The sequence below is a fragment of the Paraburkholderia dioscoreae genome (assembly GCF_902459535.1).
Lineage (GTDB): Bacteria > Pseudomonadota > Gammaproteobacteria > Burkholderiales > Burkholderiaceae > Paraburkholderia > Paraburkholderia dioscoreae.
The window spans coordinates 3769976-3796543 of sequence record NZ_LR699553.1; the positions used below are offsets into that span (position 1 = coordinate 3769976).

At 63.7% G+C, this 26568-nt stretch carries 24 protein-coding genes and 1 tRNA gene; 12 read left to right on the forward strand and 13 right to left on the reverse strand.

Annotated features, from left to right (window positions below):
* Window positions 1–403 precede the first annotated feature (403 nt).
* The 3 genes from PDMSB3_RS16975 to PDMSB3_RS16985 form a co-directional block, all read right to left on the reverse strand.
* Entirely contained in the window at window positions 404–1597 is a 1194-nt protein-coding gene (locus tag PDMSB3_RS16975) for a phosphoglycerate kinase (RefSeq protein WP_165187005.1), read from the reverse strand.
* Window positions 1598–1869: 272 nt separating this feature from the next.
* Complete coding sequence (locus PDMSB3_RS16980) at window positions 1870–2193, reverse strand: AzlD domain-containing protein (RefSeq protein WP_007180505.1); 324 nt, start codon at window positions 2191–2193, stop codon at window positions 1870–1872.
* A complete protein-coding gene (locus PDMSB3_RS16985) occupies window positions 2190–2936 on the reverse strand; it encodes an AzlC family ABC transporter permease (protein ID WP_007180504.1) in 747 nt (248 codons plus the stop codon). The genes PDMSB3_RS16980 and PDMSB3_RS16985 overlap by 4 nt, the downstream gene beginning before the upstream one ends.
* Window positions 2937–3154: 218 nt before the next feature.
* On the opposite strand from PDMSB3_RS16985, the gene PDMSB3_RS16990 reads away from it, so the two are divergent.
* The 6 genes from PDMSB3_RS16990 (at window position 3155) to PDMSB3_RS17015 (ending at window position 8132) form a co-directional block, all read left to right on the forward strand.
* Window positions 3155–4078 carry a branched-chain amino acid transaminase gene (locus PDMSB3_RS16990; RefSeq protein WP_007180503.1) on the forward strand — a complete coding sequence of 308 codons (924 nt, stop codon included), beginning with the start codon at window positions 3155–3157 and terminating at the stop codon, window positions 4076–4078.
* 61 nt (window positions 4079–4139) lie between these two features.
* Window positions 4140–4334 carry a zinc-finger domain-containing protein gene (locus PDMSB3_RS16995; protein ID WP_007180502.1) on the forward strand — a complete coding sequence of 65 codons (195 nt, stop codon included), beginning with the start codon at window positions 4140–4142 and terminating at the stop codon, window positions 4332–4334.
* Window positions 4335–4727: 393 nt separating this feature from the next.
* A complete protein-coding gene (waaF, locus tag PDMSB3_RS17000; RefSeq protein ID WP_007180501.1) occupies window positions 4728–5753 on the forward strand; it encodes a lipopolysaccharide heptosyltransferase II in 1026 nt (341 codons plus the stop codon).
* 177 nt (window positions 5754–5930) lie between these two features.
* Window positions 5931–6377, forward strand: coding sequence for a nuclear transport factor 2 family protein (locus tag PDMSB3_RS17005; protein WP_007180500.1), 447 nt, complete (start codon window positions 5931–5933; stop codon window positions 6375–6377).
* Between the two features lie 35 nt (window positions 6378–6412).
* On the forward strand, window positions 6413–7564 hold the full coding sequence (locus PDMSB3_RS17010) for a YheT family hydrolase (protein WP_165187008.1): 1152 nt from the start codon (window positions 6413–6415) through the stop codon (window positions 7562–7564).
* Complete coding sequence (locus PDMSB3_RS17015) at window positions 7557–8132, forward strand: DUF2946 family protein (protein ID WP_165187010.1); 576 nt, start codon at window positions 7557–7559, stop codon at window positions 8130–8132. The genes PDMSB3_RS17010 and PDMSB3_RS17015 overlap by 8 nt, the downstream gene beginning before the upstream one ends.
* 74 nt (window positions 8133–8206) lie before the next feature.
* Here PDMSB3_RS17015 and PDMSB3_RS17020 read toward each other — a convergent pair whose 3' ends face one another.
* Window positions 8207–9916, reverse strand: a complete 1710-nt coding sequence (locus PDMSB3_RS17020; RefSeq protein WP_165187012.1) for a M48 family metalloprotease — start codon at window positions 9914–9916, stop codon at window positions 8207–8209.
* A 272-nt stretch (window positions 9917–10188) separates the two neighbouring features.
* On the opposite strand from PDMSB3_RS17020, the gene moaC reads away from it, so the two are divergent.
* Entirely contained in the window at window positions 10189–10665 is a 477-nt protein-coding gene (gene moaC / locus PDMSB3_RS17025; protein ID WP_007180496.1) for a cyclic pyranopterin monophosphate synthase MoaC, read from the forward strand.
* A 64-nt stretch (window positions 10666–10729) separates the two neighbouring features.
* Here moaC and PDMSB3_RS17030 read toward each other — a convergent pair whose 3' ends face one another.
* From PDMSB3_RS17030 to recA, 8 genes are all read right to left on the reverse strand, one after another.
* The gene (locus PDMSB3_RS17030; protein ID WP_165187014.1) at window positions 10730–12514 is read right to left on the reverse strand and encodes a PglL family O-oligosaccharyltransferase; all 1785 of its coding nucleotides are present in this window, start codon (window positions 12512–12514) and stop codon (window positions 10730–10732) included.
* A 179-nt stretch (window positions 12515–12693) separates the two neighbouring features.
* Window positions 12694–13317, reverse strand: a complete 624-nt coding sequence (locus PDMSB3_RS17035) for a pilin (protein ID WP_007180494.1) — start codon at window positions 13315–13317, stop codon at window positions 12694–12696.
* A 170-nt stretch (window positions 13318–13487) separates the two neighbouring features.
* Window positions 13488–14192 carry a TerC family protein gene (locus PDMSB3_RS17040; RefSeq protein ID WP_007180493.1) on the reverse strand — a complete coding sequence of 235 codons (705 nt, stop codon included), beginning with the start codon at window positions 14190–14192 and terminating at the stop codon, window positions 13488–13490.
* A gap of 144 nt (window positions 14193–14336) precedes the next feature.
* On the reverse strand, window positions 14337–15218 hold the full coding sequence (gene sucD, locus PDMSB3_RS17045; RefSeq protein ID WP_007180492.1) for a succinate--CoA ligase subunit alpha: 882 nt from the start codon (window positions 15216–15218) through the stop codon (window positions 14337–14339).
* A 147-nt stretch (window positions 15219–15365) separates the two neighbouring features.
* Window positions 15366–16535 carry an ADP-forming succinate--CoA ligase subunit beta gene (gene sucC / locus PDMSB3_RS17050; protein ID WP_007180491.1) on the reverse strand — a complete coding sequence of 390 codons (1170 nt, stop codon included), beginning with the start codon at window positions 16533–16535 and terminating at the stop codon, window positions 15366–15368.
* Complete coding sequence (locus PDMSB3_RS17055) at window positions 16532–17272, reverse strand: DUF2889 domain-containing protein (protein ID WP_165187016.1); 741 nt, start codon at window positions 17270–17272, stop codon at window positions 16532–16534. Before PDMSB3_RS17055 ends, sucC begins: the two co-directional genes overlap by 4 nt.
* Window positions 17273–17420: 148 nt before the next feature.
* Window positions 17421–18128 (reverse strand): recombination regulator RecX, encoded by a 708-nt coding sequence (gene recX, locus PDMSB3_RS17060; RefSeq protein ID WP_035518492.1) that lies wholly within the window; start codon window positions 18126–18128, stop codon window positions 17421–17423.
* Window positions 18129–18135: 7 nt separating this feature from the next.
* Window positions 18136–19212: a recombinase RecA gene (recA, locus tag PDMSB3_RS17065; protein WP_007180488.1), complete on the reverse strand. Its 1077-nt coding sequence runs from the start codon at window positions 19210–19212 to the stop codon at window positions 18136–18138.
* A 246-nt stretch (window positions 19213–19458) separates the two neighbouring features.
* On the opposite strand from recA, the gene PDMSB3_RS17070 reads away from it, so the two are divergent.
* The 5 genes from PDMSB3_RS17070 to PDMSB3_RS17090 all read left to right on the forward strand — a co-directional run bounded on the left by PDMSB3_RS17070 (window position 19459) and on the right by PDMSB3_RS17090 (window position 24273).
* Entirely contained in the window at window positions 19459–20241 is a 783-nt protein-coding gene (locus tag PDMSB3_RS17070) for a response regulator transcription factor (RefSeq protein WP_007180487.1), read from the forward strand.
* Between the two features lie 9 nt (window positions 20242–20250).
* The gene (locus tag PDMSB3_RS17075) at window positions 20251–21798 is read left to right on the forward strand and encodes a sensor histidine kinase (protein ID WP_165187019.1); all 1548 of its coding nucleotides are present in this window, start codon (window positions 20251–20253) and stop codon (window positions 21796–21798) included.
* 217 nt (window positions 21799–22015) lie between these two features.
* Entirely contained in the window at window positions 22016–23674 is a 1659-nt protein-coding gene (locus PDMSB3_RS17080; RefSeq protein ID WP_007180485.1) for an MFS transporter, read from the forward strand.
* An 86-nt stretch (window positions 23675–23760) separates the two neighbouring features.
* Window positions 23761–23837, forward strand: a tRNA-Met gene (locus PDMSB3_RS17085).
* Window positions 23838–23922: 85 nt separating this feature from the next.
* Window positions 23923–24273: a hypothetical protein gene (locus PDMSB3_RS17090; RefSeq protein WP_007180484.1), complete on the forward strand. Its 351-nt coding sequence runs from the start codon at window positions 23923–23925 to the stop codon at window positions 24271–24273.
* A 100-nt stretch (window positions 24274–24373) separates the two neighbouring features.
* Here the strand turns inward: PDMSB3_RS17090 and PDMSB3_RS17095 are convergent, their stop codons facing one another.
* Window positions 24374–26515 (reverse strand): phosphocholine-specific phospholipase C, encoded by a 2142-nt coding sequence (locus tag PDMSB3_RS17095; RefSeq protein WP_007180483.1) that lies wholly within the window; start codon window positions 26513–26515, stop codon window positions 24374–24376.
* Window positions 26516–26568: the final 53 nt, after the last annotated feature.

A 26568-nucleotide genomic window follows, 5' to 3' on the forward strand; every position in this document is an offset into this window, starting at 1 on the left:
CTGCGCACCGAAGGATGCTGCCGGGGGCTGCGCGCCGGTTGAAACCAGCGTCGCTTTATAGGGTGAAGCGGTGTTCGATGCCAGCACGGGGGGTGCCGGTGGGGAGATGAGCGTGATCTCGTCGTCCGGGAGTTCCGCGGGAGAGGGGGCGCTTTGCACAGCGTTTGTGCTGGACGATTCCGCAGCCTTCCCTGCAGTGGTCAACTCCACGCGCGCGAGCGGCGAGCCGGATTCTTCGTGTTGCTTGCCAGCTGGGCCGCTCGCGGACTCAACCGCGGAGCCGGCCGCCGCCGGAGTGGCGGCAGAGCGCGCCGCGCGCTCCCCTGCCGATGCCGCTGCGCTGTTGCGCGGCTTGCCGCCACGCGCTTTCGCAGACTTTGCCGTGGGGGAGCGCGTCGCCACGTTAAGCCCGCGATTCCAGAACTTCGACCGCCGGCAGCTTCTTGCCTTCGAGGAATTCAAGGAAAGCGCCGCCGCCCGTGGAGATATAGCTGACTTTGTCGTGGATGCCGTACTTGGCGATCGCAGCGAGCGTATCGCCGCCGCCGGCAATCGAGAACGCCGACGATTTGGCGATAGCCTCCGCCAGCGTCTTCGTGCCGTTGCCGAACTGGTCGAATTCGAACACGCCGACCGGACCGTTCCAGACGATCGTGCCGGCCTTTTCCAGTTGCGCGGCGAGCACCCTGGCGGTTTCCGGCCCGATGTCGAGGATCAGGTCGTCGTCCTGAACGTCGGCGACGGCCTTCACTTCTGCCTTGGCGGTCGGCGAAAACTCCTTGGCCGTGACCACGTCGGTCGGGATCGGCACCGAGGCGCCACGCGCTTTCGCGGCGTCGATAATGGCTTTGGCTTCGCTCACCAGATCGGCCTCGGCGAGCGACTTGCCGATCTTCAGGCCCGCGGCCAGCATGAACGTGTTGGCAATGCCGCCGCCCACGATCAGTTGATCGACCTTGTCGGCGAGCGACTTCAGAATGGTCAGCTTGGTCGACACCTTGGAGCCGGCGACGATCGCCACCAGCGGACGCTTCGGCGCGCCCAGCGCCTTGCCGAGCGCTTCGAGTTCGGCCGCGAGCAGCGGGCCTGCGCACGCGACGGGCGCATATTTGGCGATGCCGTGCGTGGTGGCTTCGGCGCGGTGAGCGGTGCCGAACGCGTCGTTCACGTAGATGTCGCAGAGCTTCGCCATTTTTTGCGCGAGTTCGTCGGAATCTTTCTTTTCGCCCTTGTTGACGCGGCAGTTTTCCAGCAGCACGACCGAGCCCGGCGCGACGTTCACGCCGTTTTCGACCCAGTTCGCCACCAGCGGGACGTCGCGGCCGAGCAGTTCGGCCAGCCGCTTCGCGACCGGCGCGAGCGAGTCTTCAGGCTTGAAATCACCCTCTGTGGGACGGCCCAGGTGCGACGTGACCATCACGGCGGCTCCCGCGTCGAGCGCAGCTTTGATGGCCGGCACGGAAGCGCGGATACGGGTGTCTTCAGTGATGCTGCCTTGATCGTCCTGCGGCACGTTCAGATCGGCGCGGATGAACACGCGTTTGCCGGATAGCTTGCCTTCGGCGATCAGATCGGAGAGACGCAATACCTTGTTCATGGGCGTGTGTGTGCGAGTTGATGGGAAGGCGGTGGCGGACGGCGCGCGGCACTCGGGCGCGGTGAACTCCAGCGCTCAGGCACGGCAGCGGCTCCACTGAATCGGGTGCCGGCGGCTGGGCCGCGGCTGCGCGCGCCTTGCAGCGGCGCGGTTATCCCGGAAACGACCATTTTAACTGATCCACACTGCCTTCTGACCCGCAACGGGGCGAATGTCCCGTATTTGAAGGATGCGGCGCGCATGCCGCGGCGCAGCATTTCCTGCCTCGTCCATCACATGAAGAGGCGCAACAGCGTGAACACAACCATTCCGACCACAATGGTGCCGAGCATGGTGCGCCGCCACAAAAACCATCCGAGACCCGACAGCGTGGCGTAGAACTCATGGTTCGACAGCGCGAACGACAGGCCCTCCGGGGTCGCCAGCACGTCCGGCAACACCACGGCGGCGAGCGCCGCGGCCGGTGCATAGCGCAGCATCCGCTGGATCCGCGCCGGTAAAACCGTGCGCTCGCCGCCGATTAGAAACATGGCGCGTGTCAGGGTGGTGACGAAGGTCATGCCGAATATGGCCAGCCAGATCTGCGTAGAGGTCATCGGGAGCCCCCGGTGCTGTTACGGATGCGGCGCAGGTCGGCGCGTTCGACCATCAGGTCGGCGGCGCTGCCGGCAACGATCGCCGCGATTACCGCGAGCGGCAGCCCGAGCCGGTACGGCAGGTCGAACGCGAGCAGCGACACCACACCGGCGATCGTGACCGCAACCAGCGTGGAGCGCGTCGCGATCGCCGACACCATGATGGGCAGCAAGGCCAGCGTGCCCGCCAGCGCGAGACCCCAGTTGTCGGGAATCAGGCTCGCCAGCAGAATCCCGACGATCGACGACACTTGCCACGACAGCCAGCTGCACAGCGCCATGCCCCAGTAGTACGCCTCCTTGCCCGGTACATATCCGGTCGGGAAGCTCTTCTTCTGGAACAGCAGATAGATCACGTCGCCGTTGAAGTAGCCGAGCACGATGCGCCGCCACATCGACAGATAGGAGAAGTGCGGCGCCAGACCGACGCTGAAGATCACGAAACGCGTATTGACCATCGCGGCGGTAAGCAGCACGGTCCAGACCGGCAGCTTGGCGGCGAGCAGCGGCAGCACCGCCAGTTGCGACGAACCGGCATAGCACAGCAGCGACATGGTGAGCGCCTGCGGCAGCGTGAGCACCGATTTGCTCATGGCAATGCCGGTGACAAGCCCCCAGGAGAGGATCGCCATCAGCGTGGGCGAATAGTCGCGCGCGCCCTCGCGGAAGGCACGGCGATCGGTTTCTGACAGGCGAGCGAGCATGAGGCGAAACGCGGGCGCGAGAGGCGTCGTAACGAAGGGAAGTCGGCGCCAGGTCGTCAAGCACCCGCTGGCGCATCCGGATTTGAATTATGCGTGCGCCGGATTATAGCGTCCGGAATGCGGCCAAATGCTCGTTCCGCGCGCAAAAGACGCTAAAATGCCGGTCTTGGCTATGCCTGTCATAGCTATGCCTAACAACGCACCTGCTGGAGAATCGTATGTCAATGGCCGACCGCGACGGCAAGATCTGGATGGATGGCAAGCTTATCGACTGGCGCGATGCCAAAATCCACGTGCTCACCCACACGCTGCATTACGGCATGGGCGTCTTCGAGGGCGTACGCGCCTATAAGACGGTGGACGGCAGCACCGCGATTTTCCGTTTGCAGGAACACACCAAGCGCCTGCTGAACTCGGCCAAGATTTTCCAGATGGACGTGCCGTTCGACCACGAAACGCTCGCCGCCGCGCAATGCGAAGTGGTCCGCGAAAACAAGCTCGAGTCCTGCTACCTGCGCCCCATCATCTGGGTCGGTTCGGAAAAGCTCGGCGTGTCGGCCAAGGGCAACACCATCCATGTGGCGATCGCCGCCTGGCCGTGGGGCGCTTACCTCGGTGAAGAAGGCATTGCCAAGGGCATCCGCGTGAAGACCTCGTCGTTCACGCGCCACCACGTGAACGTGTCGATGGTCCGCGCCAAGGCGTCGGGCTGGTACGTGAACTCGATCCTCGCCAATCAGGAAGCCATCGCCGACGGTTACGACGAAGCCCTGCTGCTCGACGTGGACGGCTATGTGTCCGAGGGCTCGGGCGAGAACTTCTTCCTCGTGAACAACGGCAAGCTGTACACGCCGGACCTGGCGTCGTGCCTCGACGGCATTACGCGCGACACGGTCATCACGCTGGCGCGCGACGCGGGCATCCAGGTGATCGAAAAGCGCATTACGCGCGACGAGGTCTATACCTGCGACGAAGCGTTCTTCACCGGCACCGCCGCCGAAGTCACGCCGATCCGCGAACTCGACAACCGCACGATCGGCTCGGGCGCACGCGGTCCCATCACCGAGAAGCTGCAATCGGGCTTCTTCGATATCGTGAACGGCAAGAGCGACAAGTACGCGCACTGGCTGACCAAGATTTAACGTGCGTTGCGCCGGCACAGCCAGCGCAACGCACGCCCCCTGCATACAACGAGAACCCCTCATGAGCGAAATCAAGGAAATGCCGCTGGTCGAACTGTCGGCAAAAGATCTGCCGGCTTACTGCCCGAACCCGGCCATGCCGCGCTGGAGCGCCCATCCGCGCGTTTTTATCGACGTCACGCACGGCGAAGCCAAGTGCCCGTACTGCAGCACGCGTTACAAGCTGCGCGACGGCGAAGTGGTCAAGGGTCATTGAGCCCCGCGCACTGAGTACTGATTGCTTGTGGTGGCGCTTGCCGGGCCGGCTGCGTGCTTCGTCGCGGGTTGCGTTTCGGGTCGCGCTGCGGTTTGCGTTGCGGAGGTCGCTTCGTGACCTGCCGCGTGTTGCGCGGCCCGGTTCGCTGTTCGACAGGCCGGCCGTGATCGTGCTGCACACGGTGGTCACGCCGACGCGAAAGCAAACGCGACCGCGCACCCCAATCCGACAGCAGCCACGCCACAGCAGGGCCGCCGCCGCGGCGCGTCCGGCCACGCCGGAATCGCGCTACGCGGCTTGCGGCTTTACCCCTGGCTTTACCCCTTTTACCTATCCGAATGCCACGCGCATGGCTCGCGCGAGGTTTCGTTTCGACACCGGACACTCATTCTGATGCGTCGCGCGTTGGTTATCGCACCGAACTGGATCGGTGACGCATTGATGGCGCAGCCGCTGTTTGCGCGCCTCGTGAAATTGCATCCGCGCATCGTCATCGACGCGGTCACGCCCTCCTGGGTCGCGCCCGTACTTGAACGCATGCCGGAAATCCGCGACGTCTACGCCACGGATCTCGCGCACGGCAAGCTGCAGATGCTGCGCCGCTGGCAGCTGGCGAGCGACCTGCGCGACGTGGGCTACGACGCCGCCTACGTGCTGCCGAACTCGCTCAAGTCGGCGCTGATTCCGTGGATGGCGGGGATCCGGCTGCGCATCGGCTACACCGGCGAAAGCCGCTACGGCCTGTTGAACGTGCGCCACGCGAATCCGCGCAAGGACGAGCGCCCGCCAATGGTCGGCCAGTACGCCGCCCTCGCCTACGCGCCCGGCGCCAAGGTGCCCGACGACCTGCCGATGCCGCGCCTCGAAGCCGACCTGAACGAAGCGGCGCGCGTCTCGGCGCGCTTTAACCTCGATACGCGCGTGCCGCTGCTGGTGTTCTGTCCGGGCGCCGAATACGGCCCTGCCAAGCGCTGGCCGCCCGAACACTTCGCGGCGCTCGCGCAGATGGTCGGCCAGTCGTTCCCGTACACGCAGATCGTCGCGCTCGGTTCGCCCAAAGATGCGCCGCTCGCGCAGGCTATCGCCGAGAAAGCGCCGAACGTGCGCAACCTGTGCGGCCAGACCGCGCTGGGCGAGGCGTGCGCGCTGATCTCGCGCGCCAACGCGGTCGTCACCAACGACTCCGGGCTGATGCACGTGGCCGCCGCGCTGCGCCGGCCGCTGGTGGCCGTGTACGGGTCGACCGATCCACGCCACACGCCGCCCTTGTCCGAGCTTGCGAAGGTACAATGGCTTCATCTCGAATGCAGCCCCTGTTTTGAGCGCGAGTGTCCGCTCGGTCATCTGAACTGCCTGAAGCAGTTGAGCGCCGAGCAGGTATTCGGCGATTTGCGCGGCATGTTGCTCGCGCAACGCTGAGTCTGTCGGCACCGCTGACACTTGCACGCAACACCGCACGCCCCTGAGCGCGTCGCGTCATGTTCGCGCCTTGCGGCGCGGGCATTCTGGCGCTCGGGTGCGATTGTCCGGTGCTCCGGACTGTCCCGCTGACCGCTGCCCCGCAACCGCGCGCCGCGCACAAGAGACTGACGAGCCATGCCACGTTTTGCCCATATCTTCGAAGCCGCCGCCGATACCCTGAACGCCTATTACCAGGCCGTCGCCGAGGTCAATATCGACAGCTTGATGGGTCTGTGGATCGATGAAGAGTTCGTCAGTTGCATCTGCGCCGACGGTTCGCACCTGCACGGCCTCGAGAGTATTCGCGCCGGCCTGCAGATCCAGCTCGAAGCCGCGCCCGTTTCCATCGAACCGCTCGACATCCGCGTCTACGACAGCCTCGGCACGGTGGTCTACGCGATTGCCGAAGCACACCGGCCGGCCGATCCGAAAGCCACGCCCGCAATGGTGTTCACTACTTACGTGATGGTTCACGAACGCGGCGAATGGCGCATTGCGCACATTCACGCGAGTCCGATGCCCAATGAAGCCGCCAGCCAGTTCGCCACGAAAATGCGACATGGCCAGGGTTCGCTGCACTGACGCGTTGCACGCGTTTTACCTTTTTCGAAGCAGGCATGAGCACGCCCCGCAGGAAGTCCTCCACACCGAAAGAAGTCCCCTTGGGGGATTGGGGGACGGCGCACGACAAAGCCGCGTCTTCGGGCACGGCACGCGCCGCGGCCGCCGTCGAGGCTGCCGTCGGTGCCACTGTCGAGATGCTCTACCGTGCACCGCTCTGGCTGCCGAACCGGCACGTGCAGACCATCGTCCCGTCGCTGTTCGCACGCCGCCCCGCGGTTTCGTTTCGGCGCGAGCACTGGGACACGCCCGACGGCGACTTCATCGACCTCGACTGGGTCGAGCATGACAGTCAGGCCCAGTCAGCGCTCGCGCGCGGCGCCGTACCCCGGATTCCCGCCGACACCGCTCCGCTCTTCGTGCTGTTTCACGGCCTGGAAGGCAGTTCGGGCTCGCACTATGCCGCCTCGTTGATGGCAGCCGCACGCGAGTACGGCTGGCACGGCGTGGTGCCGCACTTTCGCAGTTGCAGCGGACCGATGAACCGGATGCCGCGCTTCTATCATCTCGCCGACAGCAACGAAGTCGACTGGATCCTGCGGCGTTTGCGCGCCGCGCATCGCGGGCCGGTCGTCGCGGCCGGCGTGTCGCTCGGCGGCAATGTGCTGCTGCGCTGGCTGGGCGAGCGGCGCGAGGACGCGGCGTCGGTGGTCTCGGCCGCCGCGGCGATTTCGACGCCCATCGACGTGCATGCCGGCGGGCGCGCATTGTCGCAGGGTTTCGGACTCGTCTACACGCGCAGTTTCCTCAAGACGCTCAAGCAGAAAGCAGAGCAGAAGCTGATCCAGTTTCCCGGCCTGTTCGATCGTGACGCGATGCTGGCGAGCCGCACCATGTACGAATTCGACAACGTGGTGACCGCGCCGCTGCACGGCTTTCGCAATACCGACGAGTACTGGAGCACGGCGACCACGCGCCCGCTGCTGCCGCACATTCAGGTGCCGACACTGGTGCTGAACGCGCGCAACGACCCGTTTCTGCCGGCTGAGGCGTTGCCGGCGCGGCATGAGGTATCGGCGGCGGTGGAACTCGACCAACCCAGGCACGGCGGCCACGCCGGCTTTATGACCGGGCCGTTTCCGGGCCGCATCGACTGGCTGTCGCGGCGCGTGTTCGGCTATCTGGAGCGGCACGTCGATCATGGATGACATCGTCAGGCAGGCCCTGGCCAAGTGGCCGAATGTACCCAGTTGCACGGGGTGGCTGATGCTGGATCGGCGCGGCAACTGGCGCCTGCGCGACGAGGCCGCGCAGGCGAGCGGTTCGCCGGGCACGCCGATCCGCCATGAAGCATTGCTCGGGTTCATCAACCGGAATTACGACGCCGACGAACGCGGGCAGTGGTTTTTCCAGAACGGCCCGCAGCGCGTGTACGTGGAACTGGGCTATACACCGTGGGTGGTGAGGTTGTCGGCCGATGCCGACGGCGCGCTCGCGTTGCAGGATCAGGCCGGCGGCGCTTTTGAACCCGCGGCCGTGTTCGTGGATGAAGAAGGCGGAATACTCTTTGCCGACGGCTCGGCGCAACCGAGAGTCGCGGTCTTGCACGATCACGATCTGGACGTGTTCTCCGAGCACGCAACGCTCGCGGACGACTCGATGAGCGGCGAGTTTCGCTGGAACAACGGGATGACGTTGCCGCTGCAGGCCGTACGGCGAGGCGATGTTGCCAGCCGGTTCAGGTTTGTGCCGAGTCCGGCAGCCGCGGGCGCTTAAGTACCATAGCGGCTTGCGCCGTGGCCTGTTTCATCGGGCAAGGTCGGAGAAACGCAGCGAACCGTGAGCAACAGCTAGCTCTTTTCGTCCAGCCGCTCCTCCTTATAGCGGCTCTCCATCTCATGCAACCTCGCGTCGACGGTCGCGAGATCATAATAGCCAATCGCCTTCAGATCGCGCGCGTCCTTCAATTGCCGAATCGCCGAAGGCCATGCTCCTTCGAGCGCGAACTTTTCAGCCATCGCCCGATGCTGCGTCAACGCGTCGCCCGTGCCGGCGCTGGCCTGCGCGAGATACAGCCACCAGGCAGGCTGATCGGGCTCGGCACGCGTCTCTTTTTGCGCGAGCGCCTGAGCATCGGCAAAGCGGTGCAACGTCAGCAAGGTGCGGATATGCATGTCGATTGCGGCGTTCGACTGCGGCCAGCGCTTCTGCGCGAACTCGGCCAGACGGGCGGCCTCGTCGTCGCGGCCGGCACGCCGCGCGATGTCGGCGGCTAGCACGTCCAGGCTCGGCGAACTCCGCGCGGTTCCGCCCTCGGCCTGTTCGCCCGCCGCGAACGCCGCACGACACGACGCCAACGACGCCACTGCATCGTCGTAACGTTCGAGCAGCATCTGCCCGTATGCAATGCCATACCAGTTCGCCGCGACGTTGACCGCCGTGCGGCCCTCGATCTCGGAGCGCAGGCGCGAAATCCCATCCCCGTACTCGCTGCGCGACTGGTCCTGCAGCAGCCGCGAGCGAGCGCGCACAAAGCCATACTCGGCCGATTGATGCGGCTGCCGGTAAGGCGCTCGGCGCGCACGGTCCTCCATGTCGGCAATCCGTTCGCCGGTCAGCGGATGGGTACGTGCGTAAGCCGGGATACCCGTGTCACTCATCGCGGCGCGATCGAGCCGGCCGAAGAAGGTCGTCATCGCGTACGGATCGTAGCCGGCGCCGGCGAGCAGCAGAAAACCGACGCGGTCTGCCTCCTGCTCGGCGGAACGCGAGAAACGCAACTGGTTGTCGACCGCATACGCCTGGCCGCCGATCGCAATCGCGCTGCCCAGATCGCCGCTATGCGCAAGCACGCCGGCGAGCACACCGAACAGCAGGCCGGCGAGCGCGGCATAGGTGCTACGCTCGCCGGCCGTGATCATGCGCGAGATGTGCCGCTGCAACACGTGTCCCATTTCGTGACCCAGCACCGACGCCAGTTCGGATTCCGTCTGCGTCGCCACGATGAGGCCGGTGTTCACGCCGATAAAACCGCCCGGCAGCGAGAAGGCGTTGATCTGCGGATCGCGCACCGCGAACAGATCGAAGTCCGGACGATACCCGCCGATATAGAGCGCGCTCGCCGCCGCAGCAAGTTTCGCGGCGACCGAGTTCAGGTAGTCGCGTACCAGCCAGTCGTCGAGATAGTCGGGATCGCGGCGCAGTTCGCGCATCACACGCTCGCCGAGTTTGCGCTCGGCCTGCGGCGTGAGCGAGCCCGAACCGCCGTTGCCCAGATCGGGTAATTGCTGCGTGACGATCGGCGCCCGCCAACTGGTGTTCGCGCCGGAATTGCCGGAGAAGCGGCTCTGCGCCCCGCCATACACGCCGAACACACCTTGTGCGATGTCGGAGGGGATGAGCGGATCGGCGTAAGTATCGGCCGGGCCACTGACCAGCGGTGGTTCCGCGGAGAGCGTGCTGGGCGCCGCGCCCGAAATACCCTGCGATTGCGCGAACGCGCCCGGCGCCGTCGCCAGCGCAACAGACAACAACGCAGCAAGGAACCGTTTCGGGCGCATCGCGAGGTCGATATGACGAAGTCGAAAGCGAAGCCCGCCGCTCGGACTAAGATAGCGGGCATGGGGCAATTGTAATCAGTCGTCGTGCGAATTCGTGTGATTCACGTCATGGCGATTCGGGCGTAGTCGGGCCTTCCAGGCGATCGCCGCGCCGCAAGCGCCGTGTAACTACAAACCGACGATGCCCTTGCGCAACGGCGCGCGCCAATGCACTGCCGCCGCCGTCCGGCCGCGCCGCTGCTATGATAGGCGCCCTCTGAAGGAGCCCGACCATGTCTGAACTCACTCATTTCGACGCCGCCGGCCAGGCGCATATGGTGGATGTCGGCGGCAAGCAGGAGACCAAACGCATTGCGGTTGCGCGCGGCTCGATTCGCATGCTGCCGCAGACGTTCGCGCTGATCCGCTACGGCAACGCCAAAAAGGGCGACGTGATCGGCATCGCACGGATTGCCGCGATTCAAGGTTCGAAGCGCACCGCCGATCTGATCCCGCTCTGTCATCCGCTCGCGCTCACGCGCGTCAAGGTGGATTTCGAGCTCGACGAAACGCTGCCTGGCGTGCATTGCACGGTTCAGGTCGAAACGCTTGGGCGAACCGGCGTGGAGATGGAGGCGCTGACCGCCGTGCAGGTCGGGCTGCTGACCGTGTACGACATGTGCAAGGCGGTGGATCGCGGGATGACGATTACTGATGTGCGCGTGCTGGAGAAGCACGGCGGGAAGTCGGGCGATTGGATGGCGGGTTGACGACCTTCTGGACCGTCGCCCCGCGTCACCTTCACAACCCTTTGAAACGAAGATAGCGAGCGGCTCAATCCTCGTCGCTGTCGTCGTCCTCATTCACGTCACCAGGCGGCGCACCGTAGCGCTTGACCAGCTCCGCCTTGAAACCGGCCAGCGTTTTCTGCTCGTCGCAGAGTTCGTACAGATAGCTCAGTTGCGACGGCCAGTCCTTCAACTCCTCGGCGAAAATCTTCAGGCGTTCGACAGTGTCGAACGCCGCCGTCTGGTCGCCGCTCAACGCCTGCAGCACCGCATAGCGGCGCAACACGGTTTCGCCCGGCAGCAGCGCAATCGCCTGTCTGTGCATAGCGAGCTTGTGCTGCAGATCCATCGAGTTCATCGGCAAAAGCGTCGCCATTCCATACTCGCCCCACGCCTGGAACAGGAACGACGGATCCGCACGATACTGCTCGGCGGGACGCGAGCCGTAGTACAACACCTCGGCGCGCGCGTAGTCGCGATACACCGGATACAACGCGGCCAGCCCGCCGAACACCACCACGGCAAACGCGCCGAACGACACGCGTGCGGGCACGAGGCGCAGCGGCCGCGTTTCCAGCAAGCCGAACACGAACATTGCCGGCAACAGGAAGAACATGTACTGCTGCGGATATTCGACCAGTGCGTGCATAGCCAGCACACCGATCAGCGCAATGCCGAACACGCGCGCCGAGCTTTGCGGCGCGCGCACCGCACGCACGAGCCATGTGATCAGGCCGAACAGCACGATCGCGAGGCCGATCAGGCCGGTCTTCGCGAGCAGGTCGATGAAGATGTCGTGCGAATTGTTGGCGATCTCGACGCCGCCAAGCGACTTCACAAACTCGTACTGGTAGCTCGGAAATTCGCCCCAGCCGACACCCAGCAGCGGATGCGTCCTGAACATCGTCCAGCCGTACTTCCACAGCGCGAGACGCGGCGCGATCTGGCCGGCGTCCTTGAAGCGCTCCGCAGCGGACTGTCCGAGTTCCAGGTGATAGTGAACGTTGGCCCAGCGAATCAGCGCGTTGACCACAAAAAACAGCACGGCCAGCACAATTGGAATAATCCACTCGCGGTTGCTGCGGCGTAGCTGTAACTGATTGCGGGTCTGCGCGAATGCCATCCAGAAACCCGCCACCACGATCACGCCCATTTGCAGCCATGGACCACGCGATACGGTCAGAGCGAGACCAATCGCGAAAATTGTCGACACGAGGAACCAGATGCTGACGGCGATCCGCCGCGTCTGCACGAGAAACAGTGCGCCCGCCATCGCAAATGCAATATAGGTAGCGAGGTGATTGGCCTGTGCCATATTGCCGAACGGCCGGCGCTCGACGGTCACGTTATAGGCAACGACGAGCGGCGAAACGCGTGTTTCGAGGTGAAACAACTGGATAACCTGGCAGAACACCGCGAACAGCCCACCGACGATCAATGCCCCGGCCGCCCAGCGCAACGCGGTCTCGTTGAGCTTGGCCCGCGTGAAACCATAACCGGCATGGGTCGCCATGAAGGCCGCCAGCAGATAGCCGCCGCCGAGCCAGTTCATCGACGGCTGCGAAATCGGCAATACCACCGATTGCGCCACTACCAGCAGCCCGAACAGCAATGGCACCAGCGCGACCGTCGGCGAGGCGAACGTCACGCGCGGCCTCGCGCTCGCCACCAGCAGCACGACGCCCGCGCCGGTCAGCAAATACAGCGCGAGTGCCGTGAATTCAGCGTAAAACGTCGGAATCGGATACGTATGGTTGACAACTGCATAAGGCAGCACCAACGCGAGAGGCAGCAGAATGAAGGACAGGTAGCGCGCAAAAGGGGTGGGCATCGAATAACCGGTGGGCGTCAGCAACCGGCGCACTATACAAAAAAATTCTCCTGCTGTGCGCCGGCCGGGCTGAAATATCCCGGAAATCAGCCTTTTACGTGCAAACGGCGCGGGCGGCCACGGACTGGCCGGCGCTCGCGGTCATCGCGCGCTTAGCTGCCCCTCATCTCTTCATGACCTCACGAGCGGCACTCCGGCGGGGCAAGATTCGACGCCAGGCTGGGTGCATCGGCAGGTGCCGGCCCGGCGCCCGGCGCCGGCAGCGAGGACGCCGTTTTGCCGCCCGCGAAGCATTCCCACGTGAGCGCGCCCGCCTGCACCGCACCCTTGCTCAACGCAACACGCGCAGTCGGCGCATCCACATTGTCAGGAACCGACGGCACGAGCGTGAGCGTGTTCGAACCCGCGGGCGCGACGCGCGTCGTGAAAGCGACGGTGATCTGGCCGGTGTCGTCGTCGACCCGGATGGACTCGACGTTGCGGGTAGCGGGTGGCGATGCATAACCGCCGCTGAATGCATTGCCGCTCGCGGCGTTTTCAGATACGGCGAGGCGCGCGGAAGCCGCCAGCGACAGCCCTTCGCCGACGCGGCTGCGAGCCAGATAGTCCTGATACGCGGGAATCGCATAAGCGGCGATCACACCGACGATCGCCAGCACGATCATCAGTTCGATCAGCGTGAAACCGACGCCGAGGCGCCGGCAGGCACGGGCGAACCGCGCGGACCAGGCGGCACGGCCCAATCTCGAACGCGTGGCCAGCGAGGACTGGGAGTAAGGGGAATACGGCAAGGTAACGATCATCGGCAGGCTCCTGAAACGAAAAACGCCTGCTCCACGGATCGGGAACAGGCGTTTCAATCGTAGCCAGCGGCGCTCGTGTCGGACAGTCAGCCAAATGGCTAACGTTGCAGCGTGGTTCGGCTCAGGTTCACACCACCTGAAATTCAATCGTGTCGGCACCAATCGCAGTCTCAAGCCGCCGCGCGACTGGCATTGCGGCGCTTGAGCAGATACCCGAGTATCACGACGAACAGTGCGCCCGCGATGCTCATGCCATATTCGGCCAATGGCGTATCGAGAATCGGCCAACGGTCGCCGGCCGGGTCGTTGATGATCAGCCCGCCCGCGATCCAGCCCAGCAATGCGGCGCCGAGCGTGATCACGATCGGGAAGCGGTCGAGCAGCTTGAGAACCAGCTGGCTGCCCCACACGATCAACGGAATGCTCACCAGCAGGCCGAAAATCACCAGCGCGAGACGGTGTTCGGGATCGGCGGCCTCGGCCGCGCCCGCAATCGCGATCACGTTGTCGAGGCTCATCACCGCGTCCGCGACGATGATGGTCTTGATTGCCGACATCAGCTTGTCGGCCGGCTTCACGTTCTCGTGCGCGTCGTGCGCGGGCGCCATCAGGCGCACGCCGATCCACAGCAGCAGCAAGCCACCCGCGAACTTCAGCAACGGCACATCGAGCAGCACGACCGCGAACGCGATCAACGCCACGCGCAACACAATGGCGCCGGCCGTACCCCACAGCACGCCCTTCGTGCGCTGCGACGGCGGCAAATTGCGGCAGGCCAGCGCGATCACGACGGCGTTATCGCCACCCAGCAGAATGTCGATGACGATAATCTGAATGACAGCGCCCCAATGGAGCGTGGCGAAGAACTCGAGCATGATTGAAAGAATAAGAAGAAGTCCGGCGCGCGGCCAATAAAAAAGCGGAGGAGTCTGCACTCCCCCGCTTTTTGAACCGCACGCTCACGAAAGGGTCTCGTAAGCGTATCAAAAAAAACGCCGTGACTGCGCGTGAATTTCGATTTACAGCATCGCCTTCAGAAGACGCGCCATTTCCGACGGGTTCTTCGTGACCGTGATGCCGCAGGCGTCCATGATTTCCAGCTTCGCTTCGGCCGTATCCGCACCGCCCGAGATCAGCGCGCCGGCGTGGCCCATGCGCTTGCCCGGAGGCGCCGTGACACCGGCGATGAAGCCAACCACCGGCTTCTTCATGTTGTCCTTGATCCACTCAGCCGCATTCGCTTCGTCCGGACCACCGATCTCGCCGATCATGATGACGGCGTCCGTTTCCGGATCGTCGTTGAACATCTTCATCACGTCGATGTGCTTCAGACCGTTGATCGGGTCGCCGCCGATACCGACCGCTGACGATTGGCCGAGGCCAATCGCCGTCAATTGGCCGACTGCTTCGTACGTCAGCGTGCCTGAACGCGACACGACGCCGATGCGGCCCTTGCGGTGGATGTGACCCGGCATGATGCCGATCTTCAGCTCGTCCGGCGTGATCGTGCCCGGGCAGTTCGGACCGAGCAGCAGCGTCTTGCGGTTTTCAGCGCGCATACGAGCCTTCAGCTCGATCATGTCACGGACGGGAATGCCTTCCGTGATACAGATCGCCAGATCCAGATCGGCTTCGACGGCTTCCCAGATCGCAGCAGCAGCGCCTGCCGGCGGCACATAGATCACCGACACGGTCGCGCCCGTTTCAGCCTTGGCTTCAGCGACGCTAGCGTAGATAGGAATGCCTTCGAAGTCTTCGCCGGCACGCTTCGGGTTCACGCCCGCAACGTACGCTTCGCGGCCGTTTGCATATTCACGGCAAGCACGCGTGTGGAACTGACCGGTCTTGCCGGTGATGCCCTGCGTGATGACCTTGGTGTCTTTGTTAATCAGAATCGACATGTATTGACCTCTGTTCGTTTGGCGTCGCGCTATTGCGCCGCGCGGCGGGATGTTCTTCGCCTGCCCCGCTCATGCGCCATTCCCGCGCCGCCATTCGTAATCCTGGTTACCTGGAAAAAGCGTCTCGCAAAAACTTGCGGACCAGGCTTAAGCCTTGCCCGAAGCGGCCGCGACGACCTTTTGAGCCGCTTCTTCCATGCTGTCCGCCGCAATGATCGGCAGGCCGGATTCAGCGAGCATCTTCTTGCCGAGGTCTTCGTTCGTGCCCTTCATGCGGACCACGAGCGGCACCTTCAGCGAAACGGCCTTCGACGCCGCGATCACGCCTTCCGCGATCACGTCGCAACGCATGATGCCGCCGAAAATGTTGACCAGAATCGCGGTCAGGTTCGGGTTCTTCAGCATGATCTTGAACGCTTCCGTGACCTTCTCGGTCGTGGCGCCACCGCCCACGTCCAGGAAGTTCGCCGGTTCGCCGCCGAACAGCTTGATGGTGTCCATCGTTGCCATGGCGAGGCCGGCGCCGTTCACGAGACAGCCGATGTTGCCGTCGAGCGAGATGTACGCGAGGTCGAACTTCGACGCTTCGACTTCAGCCGGATCTTCTTCGTCCAGATCGCGATACGCGACGATTTCCGGATGACGGAACAGTGCGTTCGAATCGAAGTTGAATTTCGCGTCCAGCGCGATGACCTTGCCGTCGCCGGTCAGGATCAGCGGGTTGATTTCGGCGAGCGATGCGTCCGTTTCCCAGAATGCCTTGTACAGGCCTTGCAGGATCGCGCGAGCTTGCGGCAGCGAAGCGGCGGGCACGCCGATCTTCGTTGCGAGCTCGTCGGCTTCGGCGTCTTTCAGACCGGTTGCCGGGTCGACAGCGATCTTGTGGATCAGCTCAGGCGTCTTTTCCGCGACTTCTTCGACGTCCATGCCGCCTTCGCTCGATGCCATCACGACGATCTTCTGCGACACGCGATCGATCACGAGGCCGACATACAGTTCCTTCTTGATGTCAGCGCCTTCTTCGATCAGCAGACGATTCACCTTCTGGCCTTCCGGGCCGGTCTGGTGCGTGACGAGCTGCATGCCGAGGATCTGGTTCGAGTATTCGCGAACCTGTTCCAGCGACTTGGCGACCTTCACGCCGCCGCCCTTGCCACGGCCACCCGCGTGGATCTGAGCCTTCACGACCCATACCGGGCCGCCGAGCTCTTCCGCGGCCTTGACCGCATCATCCACCGAGAAGACCGGCTTGCCGCGCGGTACCGCGACGCCGAATTTCCGCAGGATTTCCTTACCCTGGTACTCGTGAATCTTCATGCGTGATTCCCTTCAGTCTGAGAGTTGGATTGAACTTCGTTTCCGCTGCCGTCGTTCATGCCGGACGTGTCGCCGCCTTCGGCTGTCTGGCGAACTGCTCCGTCGCCCGACGATGCCACGCGTTCCGCTGAACGCGGTGCGTGACCATACCAGCGCGGATAAAACTGCTGCACCGCCTCGCCGTCGAAACGCAGCGCGTGGCAGCGTCCCAGCTGGAATGGCGGTTTATCGTTGGAATGCTCACCTGTGCTGTTAGACGATTCGTCTCCTGAACCCGCTTTCGCGCCCGGCGCGCTGTCACCGGTATTCCACACTTCGCCGGCGAATGCCTGAATCGCGGCGGTCGGCAGGATGGCGCACAGCTCGGTGAGATGCGTGCAACCCACCGTGCCGCCCAGCAAACGGGCAGCTTCACGACGGAAGTTTTGACGGAGATTGAGCCCGATGAGGGCACGATAGGCGGGATTGCTGACTTGGCACAAGCCAGGATAGGGCACCCAGTCGGACGACGCCTCGGCGTCGACGACATTGAGCTTGCGATCGATGGTGATGCGAAGCCAGAGTTCATGGATCGGCTGACCATTGGGCCGGACGCCCGACGCCAGCACCACGTCGCGCGGTTTTTCGTCGGTCAAGCACGCTTCCACGTCCCACAGGCCATCGGCTCGCTCATAGGCTTCCGCTCTGATTGCGCGACGATGGCGCAACTGACGGGACACTGGCGGGGAGAGCGGCATGCGGGAAGGGAAGGCCGGATTGGAAAACCCACGAATTTTAGCATACTGAGTATTTGAGACAGATTGGAATGCGCTCGGCCGCGCTACAGGCGGCTGAGCGCGCAAGACGCTGTCCCAACGGCTTGTACGCGGACAAAAGACGACGCGGCTACTCGCCAGCCCACTCCTCGTCGATCCCCTTCAGGACTTTGCCGATCGTGGCGCCCGAAAATCCGCGCGAGGCCAGAAAACGCGCCTGCTTCGCCCGCTCGGCGGGCGTTTCGGGAAGCCGGCCGAATTTTCTCTGCCAGACGGCCTGGGCACGGGCGAGCTCCGTTTCGCGCAATTGCGCGCTCGCCTCTTCGACGAGGGTCCGGTCGACCGCGTGCTGCTTCAATTCGCCGACAATCCGGCTCACGCCCAGCCGCGACGACCGGCGATGAATCAGGCTTTCCGCGAAACGTGAATCGGATAGCCAGTTTTCGGCTTCGAGCGAATCGAGCAAGGTGTCGAGCGAATCGGTTTCCTCGACGAACGGCTTCAGCTTGCGCGCGAGTTCGGTGCGGCTGTATTCGCGGCGGGATAAATAGCCGAGCGCGCGGCCTTTTAGCGACCGTGCCGGACGTTGGGATTTTTTGGCTTCGTCCTGCTCGGGTTTCGCTTCGCCTGGAACGCGACGCGAGCGGGTGTAGGTGGTTTCCGAAGGATCGGAACCGGAGGACGGGGAGGTTTCAAACTGAGCGCGCTGTGGATTGCGGCCCGCAGCGCGATCGTGTGCGTCGAACGATTCGAACGGATCGAACGACTCGTCGTTTTCATCACGCGGGCCGGCCGCATGGCGTCCGGTATCGGACAACGGCCGGCCCTTGCGTATCACGTGATGGTTACTCTTCTTCGTCCGCGACTTCAGCGCTTGCGACAGTCGCGGCTTCAGCCATAGCATTCACACCCAGCGATTCGCGGATACGGTTTTCGATCTCGCGAGCGATATCCGGATTTTCACGCAGGAATTCGCGCGCGTTGTCCTTGCCCTGACCAATACGTTCGCCGCTGTAGCTGTACCACGCGCCGGCCTTGTCGACGATCTTGGCTTGTACGCCCAAGTCGATGATTTCGCCCTGACGCGAGATGCCTTCGCCGTACAGAATGTCGAAAATCGCTTCCCGGAACGGTGGCGACACCTTGTTCTTGACGACCTTCACACGCGTTTCGTTGCCGATCACTTCGTCGTTCTTCTTGATCGAACCAATGCGGCGAATGTCCAGACGCACCGACGCGTAGAACTTCAGCGCGTTACCGCCCGTGGTGGTTTCCGGATTGCCGAACATCACACCGATCTTCATGCGGATCTGGTTGATGAAGATCACGAGACAGTTCGTGCGCTTGATCGTGCCGGTGAGCTTGCGCAGCGCCTGCGACATGAGACGCGCTTGCAGACCCGGCAGCGAGTCGCCCATTTCGCCTTCGATTTCAGCCTTCGGCACGAGTGCCGCGACCGAGTCGATCACGATCATGTCGATCGAGCCCGAACGCACCAGCGCGTCGGCGATTTCGAGCGCCTGCTCGCCCGTGTCCGGCTGCGAAACCAGCAGATCGTTCACGTTCACGCCGAGCTTGCTCGCGTACTGAATGTCCAGCGCGTGTTCCGCGTCGATAAACGCCGCCGTGCCGCCGATCTTCTGCATTTCGGCGATGACTTGCAGCGTCAGCGTGGTTTTACCGGATGATTCCGGGCCATAGATTTCGACCACACGGCCACGCGGCAAACCGCCGACGCCCAGCGCGATGTCGAGACCGAGCGATCCGGTTGAGACCACCTGAATGTCTTCGATTACCTCACCCGCGCCGAGCCGCATGACCGACCCTTTGCCGAACTGCTTTTCGATCTGCGCGAGTGCGGCAGCGAGTGCCTTGCTCTTTTCAGCAGTCAGTCCAGCCGAGCCTTTCTTGCTTTCTTCCATGAATCGTCCTTTGCTATGATGAACGGCGTCTGAGGCGGATGTGCGACCCCGAGTTTCAACCTACTCGCAAAGGACAGCACAGGAAACCCAGACACTGTATAAAAAAACAGTAGTTTTGGCAAGCGCGATTCTCATGCGAACACGCATTTTTACCGTCGCGCGGCCCAAACCACCCACAATAATTTTCGGAGACCGCTGTGCGCCGGGGGACACCCCACGGTGCCGGCAATGCCAGGCTGGCGCACCATGCGAATTCTTATTGCCGAAGACGACAGCATACTCGCGGACGGTCTGGTTCGATCACTCCGCCAATCGGCCTATGCTGTCGATCACGTGAAGACCGGCGTCGAGGCCGACACCGCGCTGTCGATGCAGACTTTCGACCTGCTGATTCTCGATCTGGGCCTGCCGCGCATGTCGGGGCTCGAGGTGCTGCGCCGCCTGCGCGCCCGCAATTCCAATATGCCGGTGCTGATTCTGACCGCCGCGGACAGCGTCGACGAACGCGTCAAGGGTCTCGACCTCGGCGCCGACGATTACATGGCCAAGCCCTTCGCGCTGAACGAACTCGAAGCACGCGTGCGCGCCCTGACACGGCGCGGCGCGGGCGGCGGCCCGACGGTCGTGCGGCACGGCTCGCTGTCGTTCGACCAGGTCGGGCGGATCGCCTATGTCAACGAACAGGTGATCGATCTGTCCGCGCGCGAGTTGGGCTTGCTCGAAGTGCTGCTGCAACGGATCGGCCGGCTGGTTTCGAAAGAACAGCTCGTCGACCATCTGTGCGAATGGGGCGAGGAAGTCAGCAACAACGCGATCGAGGTCTACGTGCACCGCCTGCGCAAAAAAATCGAACCGAGCGGCGTGCGCATCATCACCGTGCGCGGGCTCGGCTACTGCCTCGAGAAAGCGGCGGCGCCGGCTAGCGCGAACCCGAGCGCCAACGCCCTGCCCACGCCCCCGCCCGTCGAACCCGAACCGCCCCCATCGCCGCCGTCCGGCGCGATGCCGGCGAGCCACCACTACAAATAGAGGACGCCCATGTCCGCACGCGCAGACCGCGCTACGGCGCACGCGGCGGACCTCGACGAGGCGCGCGACGAGCGCTACGCCAACCCGTTCGCCCCGCCCGACGAAACCGAAGCCGCCGCCGAGGCTCGCCCGCGTTCGCTGTTCGGTGAGATTCTCGACTGGATGCTGGCGCCGCTGCTGCTGCTTTGGCCGATGAGCCTTGCCGTCACCTATCTGGTCGCCAAGTCGATCGCGAACGGCCCGTTCGACCGCGCGCTGGAAACCGACGCTTACGTGCTTGCCCGGCAGATTCATCCGGTCAACGGCGTGGCGGAGTTGTCGCTGCCCGATTCCACGCGCGACTTTCTGCGCGCCGACAATGTGGACAGCGTGTTCTACCAGGTGCTCGGCACGCGCGGCGAACTGGTGGGCGGCGAGCGCGACATGCCGCTGCCGCACGAGGAAGACCGGCCGCAGCCGGGTCTCGTCGAATTTCGCGACGATGTGTTGCGCGGCAACGATATCCGCGTCGCCTACACGACCGTCGAGTTTCCGCAGACGCCCGGCGCGCAGCCCGTGCTGGTACAGGTGGCAGAAACGCTCGACAAGCGCAGCCAGCTTGCCAACGACATCATCAAAGGCGTGATCCTGCCGCAGTTCGTGATTCTGCCGCTCGCAATCCTGCTGGTGTGGTTCGGCCTCTCGCGCGGTCTCGCGCCGCTGCACGCGCTGCAAGCGCACATCCGCGCGCGCCGCCCGGACGACCTTTCGCCGCTGGAAGCGCGCCGCGCGCCGCCCGAAATCGAGCCCCTCGTGACCTCGTTCAACGATCTGCTGACGCGCCTCGAACAGAACATGGAGTTGCAAAAGCGCTTTATCGCCGACGCCGCGCATCAGATGAAAACGCCGCTGGCCGGCCTGCGCACCCAAGCCGAACTGGCGTTGCGCCAGGACGCCTCCACCGAAGTGCATCGCTCGCTCGAACAGATCGCCACCAGTTCGGAGCAAGCCGCGCGACTCGTCACGCAGTTGCTGGCGCTGGCGCGCGCGGAAAATCGCATGTCGGGGCAGATCTTCACGCCGGTCGAGGTGACGGAAGTGGCGCGCAGCGCCGTGCGCGACTGGGTTCAGGCCGCACTCGCCAAGCAGATGGATCTGGGCTACGAAGCGCCTGACGAACCCGTCGAAGTCGACGGCAATCCGGTCATGCTGCGCGAAATGCTGTCGAATCTGATCGACAACGCCATCCGCTATACGCCGCCGGGCGGGCGCATCACGGTCAGGGTGAGGCACGACGCGCCAGAGAGGCTCGTGCATCTGGAAGTCGAGGATACCGGGCTCGGTATTCCGGTGGCCGAGCGTTCGCGGGTGATCGAGCGCTTCTACCGGATTCTCGGACGCGAGGGCGACGGCAGCGGCCTGGGGCTTGCGATCGTCCGCGAGATCGCGACCATGCATGGCGGCGAGCTGATGATCGACGACAACGTCTATCAAACCTCGCCGCGGCTGGCCGGCACGCTCGTACGCGTCAGTTTGCACGTGCATGAGCGGGGCGGGACTTACCCTAACGCGTCCTGATCACGCAAACGCGCAATCTCAATATTGAGATAATTAAGCGGTCTGTTAGGCGAATTTAAAGTCAGGTTAGCTGATTTTTAACGAAATCCGCCGATACACGTCAAACCACAATTTCGCCCCGCCACGTCAGTACACCGTAAGTTTCCACTCCAATAATCGGTTTCACGGGAACGCCGTCACCGGCAGACCGCGTGCATATCAATATTGGAGATGACATATGGCTACCGTTGGCGGGCAAATCTCGCACGTGCCGATGACGAACGAAGAGAAGCGGGTAATCTTCGCCTCGTCGCTGGGTACGGTTTTCGAGTGGTACGACTTCTATCTGGCCGGTTCGCTTGCGGCCTTCATCAGCAAGAGCTTCTTTTCCGGCGTCAATCCGACCGCCGGCTTCATCTTCACGCTGCTCAGCTTCGCCGCCGGCTTCGCGGTCCGGCCGTTCGGCGCGATCGTGTTCGGGCGGCTCGGCGATCTGGTCGGACGCAAGTACACGTTCCTCGTGACGATCGTGATCATGGGTCTGTCGACGTTCCTCGTCGGTTTTCTGCCGGGCTACGCGGCGATCGGCATTGCTTCGCCGGTGATCTTCATCGCCATGCGGATGCTGCAGGGCCTCGCGCTCGGCGGCGAATACGGCGGCGCGGCCACCTACGTGGCCGAACATGCGCCGGCGGGACGCCGCGGCTTCTATACGGCCTGGATCCAGACGACCGCCACGCTCGGCCTGTTCCTGTCGCTGCTGGTGATTCTCGGCGTGCGCACGCTAATGGGTGAAGACGCGTTTGGTGCCTGGGGCTGGCGCATTCCGTTTGTCGCGTCGATCATCCTGCTGGGCGTGTCGGTGTGGATTCGTCTGCAACTGCATGAATCGCCGGTGTTCGAGCGCATCAAGGCCGAAGGCAAGACCTCCAAGGCGCCGCTGTCCGAAGCGTTCGGCCAGTGGAAGAACCTGAAAGTCGTGATTCTCGCGCTGATCGGGCTGACCGCCGGCCAGGCCGTGGTCTGGTACACGGGCCAGTTCTACACGCTGTTCTTCCTGACGCAGACGCTGAAGGTGGACGGCAGCAGCGCCAACATCATGATCGCCATCGCGCTCCTGATCGGCACGCCGTTCTTCCTGTTCTTCGGCTCGCTGTCGGATCGTATCGGCCGCAAGCCGATCATCATGGCCGGCCTGCTGATCGCCGCATGCACGTACTTCCCGCTGTTCAAGGCGCTGGCGCACTACACCAACCCGGCGCTGGAAACCGCAACGGCGAAGGCGCCGATCGTCGTGATCGCGAATCCGGACGAGTGCTCGTTCCAGTTCAACCCGGTCGGCACCTCGAAGTTCACGAGTTCCTGCGACATCGCCAAGAGCGCGCTCTCGAAGGCCGGCCTGAACTACGAGAACGTCGCCGCGCCGGCGGGCACGCTCGCGGAGATCAAGGTCGGCGATACGGTGGTCAACACGTATGACGGCAAGGCCGCCGACGCCAAGGATCGGGGCAAGGCGTTCGACACGACCCTCGCGACGACGCTGAAGACCGCGGGTTATCCGCCAAAGGCCGATCCGTCGCAGATCAACTGGCCGATGAGCGTGGTGATCCTGACGATCCTCGTGATCTACGTGACGATGGTCTACGGTCCGATCGCGGCCATGCTGGTGGAAATGTTCCCGACGCGCATTCGCTACACCTCGATGTCGCTGCCGTATCACATCGGCAATGGCTGGTTCGGCGGCTTCCTGCCGGCCACCGCGTTCGCGATCGTGGCGGCGAAGGGCAATATCTACTCCGGGCTGTGGTATCCGATCGTGATCGCGCTCATTACCTTCGTGATTGGCATGCTGTTCGTCAAGGAAACCAAGGACTCGGACATCTACGCGAGGGACTGAAACGCCTGATGCCCACAGCAACCTGAAAAAGTTGCGCGCCGGGGGTTGACAGCCTCCGGCGCCATCCGCATAATCTCGCTTCTTTCGGCGAATTAGCTCAGTTGGTTAGAGCGACGGAATCATAATCCGCAGGTCCGGGGTTCGAGTCCCTGATTCGCCACCAGTTGCAAAAAAAAGCCGCTGATCCGCAAGGTTCAGCGGCTTTTTTGTTTTGGCTTTCCAAATCGCAACTTCAAGGAGGTTTCTTGATGACGTTCCGCACCGCCATGCTCGCCGTGGCCGCCGTTTCCATCACGTTTCTCGGCGGCACTGCCGCGTCGGCCGCCCAGGCCCAGACACCGTCCGACAGCCAGTGGCGCACGAGCGCGACCACCCTCTCCACGCTGCTGCAGGACGGCTACAAGATCGTCGCGGTCGTCAACGGCGCCCACGGCAACGCCGGCCCGGCCGAAACGATTTTCGTCCAGCGTGATCAGAGCGCCTTCAAATGTATCGACCCGCAGCAGCCTGACGCGAAAACGAAAACGTCCGTCGCGCCGCCGGCATGTTTCGAACTCGTGCCGCCGTCGGGAGCGGCCGGAGTCTCCGGAACGAACTAGCCGCGCTTATCCAGGCATGACGCAAAAAAGGGAGTCAGCGCGAGGCTGACTCCCTGTGAAGTGCCACTTCTTGCGCTCCTCGCGCGGTCCTGCTGCTGCCTTAACTCGTCACGCCCATTGCCGGGTCGCTGACGCTATCCTTGCCGGTTTCGATACGGCCGGCAAAACGCCGCGAAAACCCACCGGCCGCGCTCAGCGTGAAGTCGTACCAGCCACCCACGGCGCCGGTCGACCAGTACGGCTCGACCTGCATCCCCGCCGGCACCGCATACGTCCACGGACCGTCGCTGCGATACGCGTTCGACGTCACCGTGACGTTGGCGACCGCATTGCCCGTATTCATGATCGTCAGATAGACGGCGTTGTTGACCACGTCGTAGCAGACGCGCACTTCCGGATTCGGTCCGGTCGCCACCGTGGCGACATTTCCCTGAAACGAACGATGGAACCCGTTCGGTCCTAGCACCCATAGACTGTAGTTACCATGGTCGTCGGCGAGCGCGCTCCATGAGTCCGACAGTTCCTTGCCGGCTTCGACGGTATAGCGGCGCGGCACGCGGTCGAGATGCAACTGGTCGTACACATGGAAAACCGCGCCCGCCGTGCCCGTGTTGCTGAAGACCAGCCAGATCAGGCCATCCTGCACGTCGGCGTTGGCACTCACATGCAGCAGATACGGCAGCGCGCGCGACGGTCGCGACATCAGCACCTGCTGCGGCATCTGCTGACTGGCCGCCGACGGCACCGGCACCGCGCCGAGCGCGCTCTGCTGCGTGTTCTGCGCGTCCGCCTGGGCCTTGCTCGGGGCCGCTGGCAGCGAAGCCGGCGGCGCGTCGTTCGGATTGCGGAAGTTGAACGCCGACGTGAGGTCGCCGCACACCGCGCGCCGCCACGGGCTGATATTGGTTTCGGTCACACCGAAACGCTGCTCGAGGAAACGCAACACAGAAGTGTGATCGAACACCTGCGAGTTCACCCAACCGCCGGTGCTCCACGGCGATACGACGAACATCGGCACGCGCGGCCCTGGGCCGAAACATTGTCCGTCCGGCACGATCGGCGACGAATCACCCGGCGGGTTGGCTTTCGTGAAATATTCGTACTGCGTGTCCACGGTCGACTTGCCGGCAAACGTGCCGTCCGCATTTTTGCTCGGCGCATCGGGCGGCGGCATGTGATCGAAGAAGCAGTCGTTCTCGTCGTAATTGACGAACAGCACCGTCTTGCTCCACACGTCGGGGTTCGCGGTCAACGTGTCGAGCAGCAGTTGCAGATAGTAGGCGCCCTGCCCCGGCGTCGAGGCGCCCGGGTGTTCACAGTACGCCTGCGGCGACACGATCCAGCTCACTTGCGGCATTTGCCCTGCGGCGATGTCGTCTTTCAACGCCTGCAGGAAACCGCCGTCGGGCATCGTATTACCGATGCCCTTGTACAGCGGCGCCACCGCTTCGAGCGACTGCGTGTACGGCAGCAACGGCGAGCCGGGCAGCGTCTCGTTGACCTTGCGATAGGTCGCGAAGCCGGCGAGCGAATTATCCGTATAGTTGTCCGGCATGTTCTGGTAGACCTTCCAGCTCACGCCCGCTGCCTGCAGGCGCTCGGGATAAGTCGTCCACGTCAGGCCGGTGGCGGAAGCGCCGAGGCCATCCCAGCCGTCGTTGTTGACCACCGGATTGGCGCCCGCGCTCGCGCCGTTGGTGCCGGTCCACAAGAAAATGCGATTGGAGTTGGTGCCGCCATGCAGCGAGCAGTGATAGGCGTCGCAGATCGTGAACGCGTTCGCCAACGCGACATGGAACGGCACGTCGGCCTGGTTGAGATAACCCATCGACACATCGCCCTTGGCCTTCGGCCATTGCGTCATGCGTCCGCTGTCCCAGGCCTGATGCGCGTCGCTCCACGAATGCGGACCACCGGCGAGCAGCGCGTTGCCTTGCGTGCTGTCGAGATGGAACGGCAGCACGGTGCGCGTACCGTCGTTCTGCTGAAACACGGTCGTGCCGCCGAGCTGGGGAATCGCGAAGCGGTCGCTAAAGCCGCGCACGCCCGGTAGCGTGCCGAAATAATGGTCGAACGATCGGTTCTCCTGCATGAAGATGACGACATGCTGCACGTCGTTGATGGTGCCGGTCGTGTTGTTCGCGGGAATCGCCAGCGCGCGGCGAATCGCGGGTGGGAACAGGCCGAGCGCGGCAGCGCCCGCGGCGCTGCGCAGGAAGGTACGGCGGTCCAGTGAGGTCATGTTTGGTGTGTTGGGATCGTCAGAATCTGTGCGCTTGCGTGGCCGCCGTATGG

Coding starts and splice junctions, on each gene's coding strand:
- PDMSB3_RS16980 (WP_007180505.1), bottom strand. CDS start 2,193: ATGACCTCTACGCAGATCTGGCTGGCCATATTCGGCATGACCTTCGTC.
- PDMSB3_RS17090 (WP_007180484.1), top strand. CDS start 23,923: ATGACGTTCCGCACCGCCATGCTCGCCGTGGCCGCCGTTTCCATCACG.
- PDMSB3_RS17030 (WP_165187014.1), bottom strand. CDS start 12,514: ATGCCCACCCCTTTTGCGCGCTACCTGTCCTTCATTCTGCTGCCTCTC.
- PDMSB3_RS17020 (WP_165187012.1), bottom strand. CDS start 9,916: ATGCGCCCGAAACGGTTCCTTGCTGCGTTGTTGTCTGTTGCGCTGGCG.
- sucD (WP_007180492.1), bottom strand. CDS start 15,218: ATGTCGATTCTGATTAACAAAGACACCAAGGTCATCACGCAGGGCATC.
- PDMSB3_RS17010 (WP_165187008.1), top strand. CDS start 6,413: ATGAGCACGCCCCGCAGGAAGTCCTCCACACCGAAAGAAGTCCCCTTG.
- PDMSB3_RS16975 (WP_165187005.1), bottom strand. CDS start 1,597: ATGAACAAGGTATTGCGTCTCTCCGATCTGATCGCCGAAGGCAAGCTA.
- recA (WP_007180488.1), bottom strand. CDS start 19,212: ATGGAAGAAAGCAAGAAAGGCTCGGCTGGACTGACTGCTGAAAAGAGC.
- PDMSB3_RS17055 (WP_165187016.1), bottom strand. CDS start 17,272: ATGCCGCTCTCCCCGCCAGTGTCCCGTCAGTTGCGCCATCGTCGCGCA.
- PDMSB3_RS17035 (WP_007180494.1), bottom strand. CDS start 13,317: ATGATCGTTACCTTGCCGTATTCCCCTTACTCCCAGTCCTCGCTGGCC.
- PDMSB3_RS17070 (WP_007180487.1), top strand. CDS start 19,459: ATGCGAATTCTTATTGCCGAAGACGACAGCATACTCGCGGACGGTCTG.
- moaC (WP_007180496.1), top strand. CDS start 10,189: ATGTCTGAACTCACTCATTTCGACGCCGCCGGCCAGGCGCATATGGTG.
- PDMSB3_RS17040 (WP_007180493.1), bottom strand. CDS start 14,192: ATGCTCGAGTTCTTCGCCACGCTCCATTGGGGCGCTGTCATTCAGATT.
- waaF (WP_007180501.1), top strand. CDS start 4,728: ATGCGTCGCGCGTTGGTTATCGCACCGAACTGGATCGGTGACGCATTG.
- PDMSB3_RS16985 (WP_007180504.1), bottom strand. CDS start 2,936: ATGCTCGCTCGCCTGTCAGAAACCGATCGCCGTGCCTTCCGCGAGGGC.
- PDMSB3_RS17095 (WP_007180483.1), bottom strand. CDS start 26,515: ATGACCTCACTGGACCGCCGTACCTTCCTGCGCAGCGCCGCGGGCGCT.
- PDMSB3_RS17080 (WP_007180485.1), top strand. CDS start 22,016: ATGGCTACCGTTGGCGGGCAAATCTCGCACGTGCCGATGACGAACGAA.
- PDMSB3_RS16995 (WP_007180502.1), top strand. CDS start 4,140: ATGAGCGAAATCAAGGAAATGCCGCTGGTCGAACTGTCGGCAAAAGAT.
- PDMSB3_RS16990 (WP_007180503.1), top strand. CDS start 3,155: ATGTCAATGGCCGACCGCGACGGCAAGATCTGGATGGATGGCAAGCTT.
- PDMSB3_RS17015 (WP_165187010.1), top strand. CDS start 7,557: ATGGATGACATCGTCAGGCAGGCCCTGGCCAAGTGGCCGAATGTACCC.
- PDMSB3_RS17075 (WP_165187019.1), top strand. CDS start 20,251: ATGTCCGCACGCGCAGACCGCGCTACGGCGCACGCGGCGGACCTCGAC.
- PDMSB3_RS17005 (WP_007180500.1), top strand. CDS start 5,931: ATGCCACGTTTTGCCCATATCTTCGAAGCCGCCGCCGATACCCTGAAC.
- sucC (WP_007180491.1), bottom strand. CDS start 16,535: ATGAAGATTCACGAGTACCAGGGTAAGGAAATCCTGCGGAAATTCGGC.